This is a genomic window from Staphylococcus sp. MSU001 (genome assembly GCF_052976705.1).
This window is the reverse complement of the sequence record NZ_JBRIKK010000017.1, coordinates 21,342-35,678: the sequence shown is the minus strand read 5'-3', so window position 1 is coordinate 35,678 and position 14,337 is coordinate 21,342. Positions and strand designations below refer to the sequence as shown.

Sequence of the window (14,337 nt, the reverse complement as noted above, 5' to 3'; positions counted from 1 at the left end):
GGAACTTTCTATAGAATGTAAAACGTAATAATTACTATTTTCAAAAGAGAGGGTTCTTGAAATGGCGAAAATACCTGTAACTGTATTAAGTGGATATTTAGGGTCGGGAAAAACGACATTGCTTAATCATATATTAAAAAATAGAGAAGGGCGTCGCATTGCTGTCATAGTCAATGATATGAGTGAAGTTAATATTGATAAGGATTTAGTAGCACAAGGTGGGGGCTTATCTAGAACAGATGAGAAATTAGTAGAACTTTCTAATGGATGTATATGTTGTACTTTAAGAGACGATTTGTTACGAGAAGTCGAGCGCTTAGTTCACAAAGGGGGTATCGACCAAATTGTAATTGAATCAACTGGAATATCTGAGCCTGTGCCGGTAGCTCAAACGTTCTCATACATAGATGAAGAATTAGGTATTGATTTAACCTCTATATGTCGATTAGATACAATGGTGACGGTTGTAGATGCGAATCGCTTTGTTAATGATATTCGCAGTGAAGATTTATTGGCAGACCGTGATGAAAGTGTTGATGATGAAGATGAGCGTACTATTGCTGACTTACTCATTGATCAAGTAGAATTTTGTGATGTGATGATTATCAATAAAATCGATTTGATTAGCGACGAAGCTTTAGAAAAATTAGAAAATGTATTACATGCATTGCAACCCGAAGCTAAAATTATTAAAACAGTAAATGCTAAAGTGGAACTATCAGATGTACTTAATACGCAATTATTTGATTTTGAGAAGGCAAGTGAATCAGCTGGATGGATTAAAGAATTAACAGCTGGAGGACATGCGACACATACGCCGGAAACAGAAGAGTATGGGATTACATCATTTGCTTATACTAGACGATTACCATTTCATGCAAAAAGATTTCATCAATGGCTAGAACAAATGCCAGAAAATATTGTAAGAACAAAAGGGATTGTATGGCTAGCGCAGTATAATGATGTAGCGTGTTTGTTATCACAGGCTGGTTCATCTTGTAATATTCACCCCGTTACATATTGGGTGGCAACAATGAGTGAGCGTCAGCAGGAAGCTATTTTGGAAGCACGTCAAGATGTAGCAGAAGATTGGGATATCGAATATGGAGATCGTCAAACGCAATTTGTAATTATTGGTACGGATTTAGATCAAGAAAAAATTTCCCGGGAATTAGATGCATGTTTAATTCGTAGTGATGAGATTGATGAAGATTGGCGATTGCTAGATAGTCCGTATCAGTGGACGTATGATCAAAGAATGTAGTTGATTGATTCATCATTTTAAATGAAAATGTAATACGAATGAATATACTGTGCTGTTTCACGTGAAAAATAAAGTGGACAAGTGCCTCTGAATTCAGAGACGCTTGCCCGCTTAAATATTGAAACCTAAAATATTAATATCGACGTATTTTCAAAATCAGTTATTAGTTGCAAAAAATTTCTACGGGCGGAGATGTGATATGACTCGTGCCTAACTATTTTGCAGTTGAAAATAACATTTAAACGATTGCAAATGGTGTTGTAAAGATAAGTAAGGCAAAAAAGTTAATAAAAAATAGGATGATGTTTAACGTCTTATTACCTTTAAACATTGCTATGATATTAATAATAATTGAGATAACAAAGATAATTGCTCCTGGGAAATACCAAAAGTTAAAGTCAGTGTTGTTATAGATGTTCGTAAACATGGTTGTAAAACATATAAAAATACTAATGAGCGTGACAATAATTGATAATAAGCTGGCAATTGAACCCTTCTTCATTTTGTCCATCCTTTCGATGTCGTTATTTACCAAATGAATCAATAGTCATCGTTGTTTTAATAAACGTGATGCCGTGTTTACCATTATAAGTAAAAATATATTCATTACAATAGTTTATTTTGAAAAGTTATCCAATAATGAAGAGAAGTAAATGTTGGGTGGTTAAGGGTGTTTAAGCGAGCTGAAAATAAATAGACATAAAAAACCACCATCGTAAAAGATGGTGGCTATGTAGAATGTAGACTATTTTTTGAATTTTTTAACGATGTCTACGATAGTTTTAACGACTTCGATGATAGTTGATACGATGCTCATGTTCATGACCTCCTTTCAAAAGGGAAATGTATTTAGAGATGGTTGTTGAATATTCAAAAGCTAACTTATAAAATACTTAACTTTTAAATATTATTTTTGAGTAAATTGATCAATTAAGCCTTTAACAATTTCAACAATTTTAGCGATTACATCTGCCATTTAAATGACCTCCCTTACTAATTTGTTATCTATAGTGTAACTGGAATTTGAATTAAATATGTGAATAGTCCCTAAATTAAAATATCAATGTCTTAAGTGAATGATTTATGTTTTTCACTCAACAGTGAGTTATTCCTAAGTGTTATTTTGTCTTTATACTGTTTACATAAGCTTTACAAAAGGATCTTTGAGTAATTAAGCTTTCAATAATCATTACTATATGATTAATTGAGTCTTATTTTTAGAAGCTTAACCATTGACACTCTTGCTCATTTAAAATATATTAATAGTATTATTCGAAAAGGTAATAACTAAGTCTTGCTTTAGCAATTTTAGGTTGAGTAACCTTGATTGATAGAGGGGAAAGAGTTCTTACTTTACTACAAAATGATATAGGCAGCTTATTTAAATAAAGTGTACGATTTATTTATACTCCGTAAGATTTATATATATATTGAGGATAAAAGTGCGAAACACTTGAGTTAAATTGAAGCCTACAATAGTTTAAATTCTTTCATTATGACATATATGAAAGGTTGGCTATTGTAGGCTTTTTGTTATGTTTTAAATATTTTTTGAGATGGAGGATACGCAATGTTAAGTTCAGAGTTTGTTTTGTTTATGTTTTTTATCACACTTGTCATTGCTATACTGAGTGGATTAATATTTTTGAATCATCAAGTACCCATTCAATATATTAAATTTCATATATATTTACTTGTTTTACCTATCATTGCGGGATTAAGTGGATTAATATTTTTCGGTGAAAGGGTGAATGTTGGACCTTTTGTAGTTGATCATCTTACTTGGTTGATGATGACATTTATTTTGACTTTAGGCTTTATCATTCAAAAGTTTTCTATGCGTTATTTAATTGGTGACATGCATTACCGTAAATATTTTCCGTTTCTTACACTAATTACTGCATTTGCTTCATTGGCATGGTTAAGTGGAGACTTAAGGTTAATGACCATGTTTTGGGGGGCAACATTATTTGTGTTAACACGTCTCATTAAAGTTAACAAATTATGGAAGGTACCTAGGGAAGCGGCAAGAATTTCAGCTCGGTCATTTACATTGGCATGGTTGTCGCTATTGATTGCTGTCATTTTATTGTATATCGCTACAGGAGATTGGTATATTCATTCGAATATGTCAGATGATAATGCAATCAATTATGGAATGCGTCTCTGTATCAATTTACTTATTGTTCTAGCAGTGATTATTCCGGCGGCACAATTTCCATTTCAAGGCTGGCTTATTGAATCTGTAGCTGCGCCTACGCCAGTTTCAGCTATTATGCACGCTGGTATTGTTAATGCTGGTGGCGTGATTCTTACACGCTTTTCTCCGGTATTTAATGACGAAATAGCCATTTCACTGTTATTAATTATTGCAAGCATTTCAGTATTGTTAGGTTCTGGAATCAGTCTTGTGCATGTTGATTACAAGAGACAACTTGTAGGTTCTACGATAAGTCAAATGGGTTTTATGTTAGTACAATGTGCGCTTGGAGCATATTCTGCGGCGATAGTACATTTAATATTGCATGGCGTGTTTAAAGCGACATTATTTCTACAATCGGGTTCTGTTGTTAAAAGATTTAACATCCCTACGCCTCCATCTGTTAAAAAGTCATATGGATGGCTTGTATTTGGTCGTCTACTAGCTATTCTTATAGCGATAATATTTTGGTTGAATAGTGATAGACATGCCTATGATGTATTAAGCGCTCTTATATTAGCTTGGTCGTTAATAGTGTCATGGAATCAATTAGTTGCTTTTAGTCATGGACTCATCGGAAGAATTATCGGAATATGTATGATTATTGTTGTAGCAATTGTTTATATTATTACGCATCATTACTTCTTCACGACATTAAGTACCGTTGATATTCATATTGTTTCACCACCATCCATAAGTATTATTCTATCGATTGCTATTATAGTTTTCGGCAGTATGTTAAGCATATGGGTAGCACGGCGAAGAGAATCAAAGGCATTTGCGAAGTTATACCTATGGCTTATTAAAGTAGGAGAGGCTAAAACCCAATCTATAGAAAGTCATCCCTCATATTTAAAACGATTTTAATAAAGGAGGATAGAAATTATGCTTCAATCAGATATCAATGAATTAGTCAATCAGGCTAAACGTGTGATTACACCTTTATCACCGATTTCAACATTTGCTGCACGTAATCCGTGGGAGGGGCTAGAAGATGCTTCTTTTGATCAAGTGGCACATTGGTTAAAAAGTGTAGAGGATATTGACATTTATCCTAATGCGTCCTCCATTCACAGAGCGATTAGTAATAAAGAAATAGATTTAAGAGTATTTGAAGAACGGTTGGATGAAAATCGTGCGCATTATAATAATAGTTCACTATCTGACAGTGATATCAACACATATATTCAAAGAGCGAAAAATTTAAAAACGATTGAAGAAGGTTACTTTGATACAAAAGATAACGAGAAACTGGAAAAATGGGTGCAAACTTATTTTAAGGATTATAAGAAAAAAGATGATGTGATAGCGCAAAGTGCTAGTGTTTTCACAAAGGAAGGTACACGACTTATTGATATTTTAGATGCTCATATGATTAAGTGGTCTAAATTATATGTTGATGACTTTCAATCAAGTTGGACCATGCCAAAAAGAGAAAAAGGGTTCTATCATGCTTGGCAACGTTTAGTTAAACATGATCCGCTATTCACAAAAAAACAACGACTTACTTTAGTACATCTGCCAAATCAAGCAACCGAAGCAATAGAGTACGTCTTTCAAGAATTAGGGGTAAAAGAAGAATATCGACAATCATATATTGAGAGTCATTTATTATCTTTACCAGGTTGGGCGGGAATCATGTATCATCGGTCACAGACACATAGTAATGATGATTACTTATTAACAGACTATGTTGCGATTCGTCTCTCAATTGAGATGGCACTTTTAAAAGACCACCATACAACATTATTAAAAAAATCTATATATCTTCAAAAAAAGTTAGAGCAAATACGTTATTTGCTATTTAACATACAAATGAATGTTGAGCAGTGGTTAAATCTATCATCTAAAAAGCAACAAGCATACATTGAATTGGTGACACGATTCAGCCCGTTTTATTTTAAAAAGTTATGGTTAGATGCATGGGAAGAAACGCATGAACGACGCTTGGTTGATGAAATTTATCGTGTTCCAACCGAAGATACTAATCAAGAAAAAGCAAAAGTACAACTTGCGTTTTGTATTGATGTACGATCCGAACCGTTTAGAAGACATTTAGAAAGTGAAGGGCCTTTTGAAACAATAGGAATTGCTGGGTTCTTTGGTCTGCCAATTCAAAAAGAAGTACTTGATGAGCAATTTGCACATCCATCATTACCAGTGATGGTAGAACCTGCATATCGTATTAAAGAATATGCTGATCAACATGAAATGAAAATTTATAATCAACAACAACATACACTTACATCTATGTTTTATAACTTTAAATTAATGAAAAACAACGTCTTGCCAAGTTTACTTTTACCAGAATTAAGTGGTCCTTTTTTAAGCATTGCGACTATAGCTAACACAATTTTTCCTAAAAAAGCACAACGTATTGTTCATCGATTCTCACAAAAATGGCTACGTAAACCAACAGGTAAGTTAACTATTCAGCGTGAGCAAGATGCGTATTCAAAACTACCTATCGGCTTTACTTTAGATGAACAGATTCAATTTTCCAAAAAAGCATTACAATTAATGGACTTAACAGATGATTTTGCCCCACTTATTGTTCTATGCGGACACGGTAGTGAATCACATAATAATCCCTATCATGCTTCATTAGAATGCGGTGCTTGCGGCGGTGCCTCGAGTGGATTCAATGCGAAATTATTAGCAGTAATGTGTAATCAAGAAAATGTTAGACGTGGATTAGTGATGGAAGGAATCGATATTCCAAGACATACAGTGTTTATAGCTGCTGAACATCAAACGTCAGTTGATGAGTTAGAGTATATTTATGTTCCACCATTAACTACAGAAGCTCAAAATGCCTTTGACGAACTTAAGAGTGTGATGCCAAAAGTATGTTATAAAGCCAATTTAGAACGTTTGGCATCATTGCCAAATATAAAAAAAACTGACCAAAATCCTAAAGCTGAAGCGCATCGTCACGCTAGCGATTGGAGTGAGGTTCGTCCAGAATGGGGCCTAGCACGAAATGCTGAATTCATTATTGGGAAACGTCAAATCACTCAAAATAGTAACCTAGAGGGACGGGCATTTCTTCATAATTATGATTGGACAAAGGATGAAGACGGTGAGATTTTAAATACAATTATTTCTGGGCCGGCACTAGTAGCACAATGGATTAATTTACAATACTACGCCTCAACTGTGGCACCTCATTATTATGGAAGCGGTAGTAAAACAACGCAAACTGTGACAAGTGGTGTTGGTGTCATGCAAGGAAATGCTAGTGATTTAATGTATGGCTTACCATGGCAGTCAGTAATGATGAATGATAAAGAGGCGTATCACGCACCTATTAGACTTTTAATTGTTATTCAAGCACCAGATGCATATATTCAACGTTTGTTAAAACATCATGATCATTTTAGACAAAAGGTTGATCATCAATGGATAAGACTTGCTAGTATTGATGAAAATAATAGTTGGAAAGACTGGTAGAAAATACTCGGTGAGATTAACAATTAAAGATTCATTAGAAGAAATTAAGTTTTTTGATTATTTCAGTTTAATGTTAAACTATAAGTAATCAAGAAATAGGAGTCGCCCAGTTATGAAAAAGACGAAAGGTATTTATGAATCTGAAATTAGTAAAGCCATTACGCAATGGGAAAAAGATTTTTTAGGGAGAGGTTCTTTGTCTGTAAAAACAGACATTCTTCGTGATATGGTGATTGTTAGTTTACAAGGCATTTTGACACCTGCTGAATATCGCGTGTGTAAAACAAATGAAGGGCTTTTAAATATTAAACGTACACGTTCTGAACTTGTAGAGTCTGGTGAAGAGGACTTGAGTCGCATTATTAAAGATTTGACTGGACTTAATGTGAAAAGTTTTCATAGTGATTTAAGTACTATAACCGGTGAACGCGTAATGATTTTTAAGTTGGAAGATCGTTTTGATAAAGCATTACATGAGTAATAAATTATTTAACGGTACTATCTTTAATAGATAGTGCTGTTTTATTTTAAATGCAAAAAGTCATTAAAGAAGATGAATAGACGATAACCTATACCCATTAAATTTGGAATCATAATCATAGTAGCGATGAGTTTATCTGATTTAAAGCCAATGATACATAAAATAATTGGAACTATGTAAAGAATAAACAACCATACTAACAACGTATCAAAGTCTGGATGTAATGGAATAAAAAAACGAATTAAGGTAATAAGGAGCGCAATATAAATCAATATTTTTTTAGTAAACAATATGTCGCCTCCTCATTAAAATTATATTTTATGTTAAATCACATTATACATTATTGTATATGTAATGAGTATGATATTTTAAAGACATTTAAAGTATTCAAGTAAATGTTCGTTAAGTAAAATTAATGATAAAACACTGATATAGTGTAAAATGAGAAAGAATGATTATGTTTGAAGTGCGAAGACATATTCCGTATTCAAAAGAAGATAAAATAACTTAAGTGAACCACATTATAGAAATAGGTGTTGATATGAATTTTAAATATATGAATATAGCAAAAGGGATAATCCCAATTTTAATATGCATGATTATTCTTTTAAGCTTTATCGCTACTCATGTGCTAGCGCATAATCAGTGGTTGGGAATGGTTGATCTTAGCGTGCAAGAGTGGTTTAGTAAACAATTTGGGAATCCTAATAGAGTGTTTGGACATGGATTCATCAACAGCATAATGACGTTTTGCGCTACCTTTGGTGATGTTAAGACTATATTAATTGTGGCTATCCTTATTGCAGTGCTACTTATGTTTTACAAGAAGGTTCAACAAGCAATATGGCTAATCATAACGATGACTAGTGGCGCATTGATTAATTATTTAATTAAGCAAACGATTGAAAGGTCAAGGCCTGAGAATCATTTAAGTATTGATACAGGATGGTCTTTTCCTAGTGGGCATTCTAATATTAATACGTTATTCTTTTTAATGATTATGATCCTTATTATCCCATTAATCCGACAGCGTGCTTTTAAATTTATAATCACAATTTTAAGTATTGTATTTTGGATTAGCGTTTTAATAAGTAGACTGTATTTTCATGCACACTATTTTTCTGACGTTGTAGGAGGCGTAAGTTTAGCGATTATTTGGGTATCGTTATTTATATTAGTGTCACCTTTATTAAATTTTTTGGGGAAAAAGTAAGTGAAAGTAGCTTGAAAAATTTTAAAATATCAATTTTTAGACGGTCTTGAGAGTGCAGGGCGTCTATTTTATATCAACATCTACATAAATAGGAGTGAATGTAAAAATGAAAGTTAAATCACCACAATCAATCTACTTAAAAGGACATCGTCAACAAGCTGTATTGTTATTACATTCTTTTACGGGAACTGTACGTGATGTAAAACATTTAGCACAACAGTTAAATGAAGAGGGGTTTACTTGTTACGTCCCTAGTTATCCAGGGCACGGTTTGCCGCTTAAGGAATTTACTAAACACAATATTAATGATTGGTGGGAACAAGTTACTTCAGCATATCAATTTTTAAGAAATGAAGGATATAGCAGAATTAATGTGACAGGCGTATCATTAGGTGGATTATTTACTTTAAGGTTGGCTGAACATTTTAATTTAGAACGTATAGCTGTGATGTCAGCCCCACATAAAAAGCGTGAAAGCGAGATTGCGTGGCGTCTTGAAAGGTATGGGCATCGAATGAATGAAATTTTGAGTTTGAGCGAAGAAGAACGTCGTCACCAAATGGAAACCATCTTGTCCTATGATAAAGAAATTGAAGTATTTCAAGGTGTAATTGATGAAATTATGGCTTGTCTTACAAATATTACAGTACCAGTGAATATTATGTATGGCGAAGAAGATGACCCATTATATGCTCAAAGTGCGCAATACATTTATGATAATGTAAATAGTCAAGATAAAGAACTTCTCAAATTTAAAAAAAGTGGTCATCTTATGACATATGGTGATAAAGCATACAAAGTAGAACGATCTATTATTCAATTTTTTAGTAAATAAAGGAGTGTAGGAATATGAAACGTACATTTTTATTAACTTATACAACCGTATCAGGAAAAATATATACGGAATTTAAAACATTTGAAAATGGTCCCGATTACGATACATGTGTATCACGAATCATAGATGAATTTGATGAATTGGCATACTTATATATTAAAAAAGATGTTGTACATTATATTAATGTTGATCACATTGAAAGTCTAGACATTGAAGAAGTGACAGAGGGACAACACATTACTTATGATTTTGAATAAAAATACAGCAACAATCCATAAATATCAAAAAATGTGTATTTCATTATTCTGACAATATATAGGTACATTGCACATAAAATAAACTCATGATAGAGTAGGACTTAAGCATTTTAACACTTTAGCGCTTTAAAGGGAGTTGGTAATTTGAGTGGTCATTCACAATGGAAAACGTCTACCGGTTTTATATTAGCTAGCGCAGGTTCTGCAATAGGGTTGGGTGCAATGTGGAAGTTCCCATATATGGCAGGTATATATGGCGGTGGCGCTTTTCTTTTAATGTTTTTAATTTTTACTATATTTGTAGGACTACCACTGTTAATTATGGAATTTACGGTAGGTAAAATGGGGCGTACATATACAACGCAAATATATAAGAAATTAACGGGAAAGAAATGGCTTAATATTATCGGGTGGAATGGTAATTTAGCCGTATTTATATTATTTGGTTTTTATAGTGTTATTGGTGGTTGGATTATTATATATATAGGTTATGTCATAGCACAAATCGCGATTTTTAAATCAAGTACGCTGACAAATATTCAATTTGAAACAATTATTAGTAATCCATGGTTGACTGTTTTAGGTCAAGGCATATTTATTTTGATAACAATGGTAATTGTTATGTTAGGTGTTGAAAAAGGTTTAGAAAAAGCTTCTAAAATAATGATGCCTCTATTATTTATCTTTTTAATTATTGTTGTAGCACAATCTTTAACTTTAGAAGGTGCTTTAGAAGGTGTACGTTATATACTGCAACCTCGAGTTGAAGATATGTCTATTCAAGGGGTACTATTTGCGTTAGGGCAATCGTTTTTTACGCTGTCTCTAGGTACAACCGGAATGATTACTTATGCAAGTTATGCACCTAAAAATATGACGATAAAGTCTTCAGCACTTTCAATTGTCGTAATGAATATTTTAATTTCTGTCTTGGCTGGATTAGCTATATTTCCTGCGCTTAAAACATTTGGTTACCAACCCCAAGAAGGCCCTGGCTTATTATTTAAGGTCTTACCACTAGTGTTTAGCGAAATGACTTTTGGTACATTCTTTTACTTTATATTTTTACTATTATTCTTATTTGCGGCATTAACGTCTTCTATATCATTATTAGAGTTAAATGTATCTAATTTTACTAAAAATGATAATAGTAAAAGACAAAAAGTGGCAATCATAGGTAGTATACTTGTATTTATCATTAGTATCCCAGCAACATTATCTTTTAGTAGTCTAAGTCATTTGCGTTTTGGCGCTGGTACTATATTTGATAATATGGATTTTATTGTATCTAATATTCTTATGCCATTAGGGGCATTAGGAACAACATTGGTGGTTGGCCAATTACTAGATAAAAAATTATTAAAAGAAAGCTTTGGGAAAGACAAATTCAACCTATTTTTACCGTGGTATTATTTAATTAAGTTCGTCATGCCCATTGTCATTATTTTAGTATTTATAGTTCAATTATTTTAAATCATTGAGACGTTATTGATAAAACTAAAACAAACGGTCAATTCCATTTTTTAGTGGAGTTGACCGTTTTACTATATAAAGAATGCTATGTAGTTGATTCGAAATATCGAACACCATTAAACGAGCGAATGTTTAACTATAATCTTAAATTGTTTTCTTAAGATCAAGTTAATGAATGTTAAATAGAAGTGTCTATATCTTCTAAAGTAACATCTTGTTTTTGTAATTCATTCATTAACTTTTGCGACATAGTTGAATTAGTAATAATTACATTTTTGAACTCACAATTCTTGAATTTTACATCTTTAAATGTTGTTCCTTCAATTTCTACATTTTTAAAAGAAACGTTTTTAAAAATAATATCAGTCCATTTTACGCTACGAATGAGGTTGCTATCGAACATTACATTTTGGAATAAAGTGTTATTAAATACGGATTGATCAAATGGTGTATTCACAAATGTTGAATCTTTAAATTGGTTTTTGTAAAAATGAACATCTTCAAAAATACAATTATTAAACCCACACGTTGTAAATTTACAATTACAAATTGCTTCTATATTCTTAAAAATACCTTCATTAAAATTACAGTTTTTAAAGCGACTTTTATTAACCTCTAATTCATCATACATAGAATTTCTAAAACTAGATGATGTGTAACGAAGATTCTTATAATTTTCATTGGTAAATACAGATAAAGATAAATCTTGTTTCGTCATAATTAAAGCAGCTCCTTATCATTTCTAGTGTATGTAATTCGATAACGTTTATCGATGTGCTAGCTTATTTACCCTTATCATAACACTTTCGTTAAGTATTCTCATATGAACGTAATCAATTATAAAAATACTTATTTTAAATAATGTTTAAATTTCAAATTGGTTGTACGTTTTTCAGAAATTGCAAAAACAATGTCGATAAGTTATAATTCATATCTGATAAGTAAGGATTAGCGCTAACATAAATAAAGAAAGTGGGTTAAGTTCAGTGATACTCATTGTTGTCATCTGAACCAAAAATAATGATTGCATACGATTTGATAGGACAAACTCCATTAGTTTTATTAGAAAGCTTTAGTGACGAGAATGTTAAAATATACGCCAAACTTGAGCAATTTAATCCTGGAGGTAGCATCAAAGACCGTCTGGGGAAGTACTTAATTGAAAAAGCAATAGACGAAGGACGACTTAAAGAAGGGGATACAATAGTCGAAGCGACTGCTGGTAATACAGGTATTGGACTTGCTATTGCCTCTAATCGGCACAAAGTAAAATGTATCATCTTTGCTCCAGAAGGATTTGCAGAAGAAAAAATTTCAATTATGAAAGCATTGGGTGCAGATGTTAGACGTACTCCCAAAGTTGAGGGAATGACTGGCGCACAGAAAGAGGCGTTGGCATACGCAACACGATATGGATATTTATATATGAATCAATTCGAAACTAAAGATAATCCTGGGGCATATACACAAACACTTGCCAAACAACTCACAGATGAACTTTCACATATTGATTATTTTGTGGCAGGTGTTGGTTCCGGTGGTACCTTTACAGGAGTTGCACAACACTTAAAAACTTATGATGTAAAAAATTATATTGTAGAACCAGAAGGCTCTGTCTTAAATGGTGGTGTCAGTCATCCTCATGCAACTGAAGGGATTGGTTCTGAAAAGTGGCCATCATTTTTAGAAAAAGAATTAGTAGATGGTATTTTTACTGTTGCTGATAACGATGCTTTTAATAATGTTAAGCTTGTTGCGAATAAAGAAGGATTGTTAGTTGGTAGTTCTTCGGGAGCGGCATTACAAGGAGCATTGGAATTAAAAAAAAGCATTCAAACTGGTGTGATTGTTACCATCTTTCCAGATGGGAGCGATCGATACATGTCCAAACAAATATTCAACTATAAGGAGAGTTTTAATAATGAATAAAAAAACGCAAATGATACATGGGGGACATACGACAGACAACTATACTGGAGCAGTGACAACACCTATTTATCAAACAAGTACTTATTTACAAGATGATATTGGGGATTTAAGACAAGGGTACGAATATTCACGTACTGCAAATCCTACACGTGCGTCTCTTGAAAGTGTTATTGCTAATTTAGAACATGGTAAGCATGGTTTTGCTTTTGGTTCAGGAATGGCAGCAATTAGTGCAGTTATCATGTTATTAGATAAAGGAGATCACTTAGTTCTTAATTCTGATGTTTATGGTGGCACATATCGTGCATTAACTAAAGTATTTACTCGCTTTGGTATAGACGTAGATTTTGTTGATACAACTAAAATTGAAAACATTGAACAATATATTAAACCTGAAACTAAAATGTTATATGTAGAAACACCTTCAAATCCATTATTACGTGTGACTGATATTAAAGCATCAGCAAAAATTGCGAAAAAATATGATTTGATATCCGTAGTCGATAATACATTTATGACACCTTACTACCAAAATCCTTTAGACTTTGGTATTGATATCGTATTGCATTCGGCTACTAAATATATTGGAGGTCATAGTGATGTTGTAGCTGGTCTTGTTGCTACTGCTGATGATGCCTTAGCAGAACGTCTAGGCTTTATTTCAAATTCTACAGGTGGTGTACTTGGACCTCAAGATAGCTATTTATTAATCAGAGGTATTAAAACGCTAGGTCTAAGAATGGAACAAATAAACCGAAACGTTGAAGGTATCGTTCAAATGTTACAAAAGCATCCTAAAGTTCAACAAGTATTCCATCCTAGTATTAAGGAACATATGAACTATACTATCCATCAAAATCAAGCAAGTGGTCATACAGGGGTAGTATCTTTTGAAGTTAAGGATACAGAAGCGGCTAAACAAGTGATTCACGCAACAAACTACTTTACACTGGCAGAGAGTTTAGGGGCAGTAGAAAGTCTAATTTCTGTACCGGCACTTATGACGCATGCATCCATCCCATCAGATGTAAGAGCCAAGGAAGGTATTACGGATGGTCTCATTCGTTTATCTATTGGTATTGAAGACACGGAAGACTTAGTTAATGATTTAGAACAAGCTTTAAATACTTTGAGGTAATATCGCTTAGTTAGAGATTAAGATGATGAAATAAAACGTTTTGCATCTTAATCTCTTGTTTTATATTTACTATTGAGTTGTGTAATTTCCACAA

The 14,337-nt window shown here is 32.8% G+C and carries 15 protein-coding genes; 10 read left to right on the top strand and 5 right to left on the bottom strand.

Annotated elements, in window-relative coordinates:
- Positions 1–61 precede the first annotated feature (61 nt).
- Positions 62–1,264: a GTP-binding protein gene (locus tag ACVBFA_RS08935; RefSeq protein WP_126122220.1), complete on the top strand. Its 1,203-nt coding sequence runs from the start codon at positions 62–64 to the stop codon at positions 1,262–1,264.
- A gap of 238 nt (positions 1,265–1,502) precedes the next feature.
- Here ACVBFA_RS08935 and ACVBFA_RS08930 read toward each other — a convergent pair whose 3' ends face one another.
- From ACVBFA_RS08930 to ACVBFA_RS08920, 3 genes are all read right to left on the bottom strand, one after another.
- Positions 1,503–1,766 (bottom strand): hypothetical protein, encoded by a 264-nt coding sequence (locus tag ACVBFA_RS08930; RefSeq protein ID WP_126122219.1) that lies wholly within the window; start codon positions 1,764–1,766, stop codon positions 1,503–1,505.
- 243 nt (positions 1,767–2,009) lie between these two features.
- Positions 2,010–2,081, bottom strand: a complete 72-nt coding sequence (locus ACVBFA_RS08925; protein ID WP_087587975.1) for a phenol-soluble modulin PSM-delta — start codon at positions 2,079–2,081, stop codon at positions 2,010–2,012.
- Positions 2,082–2,171: 90 nt separating this feature from the next.
- On the bottom strand, positions 2,172–2,240 hold the full coding sequence (locus ACVBFA_RS08920; protein ID WP_096824640.1) for an alpha-1/alpha-2 family phenol-soluble modulin: 69 nt from the start codon (positions 2,238–2,240) through the stop codon (positions 2,172–2,174).
- Positions 2,241–2,834: 594 nt separating this feature from the next.
- Between ACVBFA_RS08920 and ACVBFA_RS08915 the strand changes: the two genes are divergently transcribed.
- The 3 genes from ACVBFA_RS08915 (at position 2,835) to ACVBFA_RS08905 (ending at position 7,398) form a co-directional block, all read left to right on the top strand.
- On the top strand, positions 2,835–4,331 hold the full coding sequence (locus tag ACVBFA_RS08915; protein ID WP_237638889.1) for an NADH dehydrogenase subunit 5: 1,497 nt from the start codon (positions 2,835–2,837) through the stop codon (positions 4,329–4,331).
- 18 nt (positions 4,332–4,349) lie between these two features.
- The gene (locus tag ACVBFA_RS08910; RefSeq protein ID WP_126122217.1) at positions 4,350–6,917 is read left to right on the top strand and encodes a DUF2309 domain-containing protein; all 2,568 of its coding nucleotides are present in this window, start codon (positions 4,350–4,352) and stop codon (positions 6,915–6,917) included.
- 112 nt (positions 6,918–7,029) lie between these two features.
- Positions 7,030–7,398, top strand: coding sequence for a DUF2294 domain-containing protein (locus ACVBFA_RS08905; RefSeq protein ID WP_001829349.1), 369 nt, complete (start codon positions 7,030–7,032; stop codon positions 7,396–7,398).
- A 41-nt stretch (positions 7,399–7,439) separates the two neighbouring features.
- Here ACVBFA_RS08905 and ACVBFA_RS08900 read toward each other — a convergent pair whose 3' ends face one another.
- Positions 7,440–7,688 (bottom strand): hypothetical protein, encoded by a 249-nt coding sequence (locus tag ACVBFA_RS08900; RefSeq protein ID WP_002447720.1) that lies wholly within the window; start codon positions 7,686–7,688, stop codon positions 7,440–7,442.
- Positions 7,689–7,939: 251 nt separating this feature from the next.
- Between ACVBFA_RS08900 and ACVBFA_RS08895 the strand changes: the two genes are divergently transcribed.
- The 4 genes from ACVBFA_RS08895 to ACVBFA_RS08880 all read left to right on the top strand — a co-directional run bounded on the left by ACVBFA_RS08895 (position 7,940) and on the right by ACVBFA_RS08880 (position 11,176).
- The gene (locus ACVBFA_RS08895; protein ID WP_002491679.1) at positions 7,940–8,611 is read left to right on the top strand and encodes a phosphatase PAP2 family protein; all 672 of its coding nucleotides are present in this window, start codon (positions 7,940–7,942) and stop codon (positions 8,609–8,611) included.
- Between the two features lie 106 nt (positions 8,612–8,717).
- Positions 8,718–9,446 (top strand): alpha/beta hydrolase, encoded by a 729-nt coding sequence (locus ACVBFA_RS08890; RefSeq protein ID WP_447158812.1) that lies wholly within the window; start codon positions 8,718–8,720, stop codon positions 9,444–9,446.
- 14 nt (positions 9,447–9,460) lie between these two features.
- Positions 9,461–9,703 carry a hypothetical protein gene (locus ACVBFA_RS08885; protein ID WP_002491710.1) on the top strand — a complete coding sequence of 81 codons (243 nt, stop codon included), beginning with the start codon at positions 9,461–9,463 and terminating at the stop codon, positions 9,701–9,703.
- Between the two features lie 144 nt (positions 9,704–9,847).
- Complete coding sequence (locus tag ACVBFA_RS08880) at positions 9,848–11,176, top strand: sodium-dependent transporter (RefSeq protein ID WP_002447723.1); 1,329 nt, start codon at positions 9,848–9,850, stop codon at positions 11,174–11,176.
- Positions 11,177–11,354: 178 nt separating this feature from the next.
- Here ACVBFA_RS08880 and ACVBFA_RS08875 read toward each other — a convergent pair whose 3' ends face one another.
- On the bottom strand, positions 11,355–11,894 hold the full coding sequence (locus tag ACVBFA_RS08875; protein WP_002447724.1) for a pentapeptide repeat-containing protein: 540 nt from the start codon (positions 11,892–11,894) through the stop codon (positions 11,355–11,357).
- A 302-nt stretch (positions 11,895–12,196) separates the two neighbouring features.
- Here ACVBFA_RS08875 and ACVBFA_RS08870 point away from each other — a divergent pair, with 302 nt between their 5' ends.
- Positions 12,197–13,105 carry a PLP-dependent cysteine synthase family protein gene (locus ACVBFA_RS08870; protein ID WP_002486467.1) on the top strand — a complete coding sequence of 303 codons (909 nt, stop codon included), beginning with the start codon at positions 12,197–12,199 and terminating at the stop codon, positions 13,103–13,105.
- Positions 13,098–14,243: a bifunctional cystathionine gamma-lyase/homocysteine desulfhydrase gene (locus tag ACVBFA_RS08865; RefSeq protein ID WP_002447726.1), complete on the top strand. Its 1,146-nt coding sequence runs from the start codon at positions 13,098–13,100 to the stop codon at positions 14,241–14,243. The genes ACVBFA_RS08870 and ACVBFA_RS08865 overlap by 8 nt, the downstream gene beginning before the upstream one ends.
- Positions 14,244–14,337: the final 94 nt, after the last annotated feature.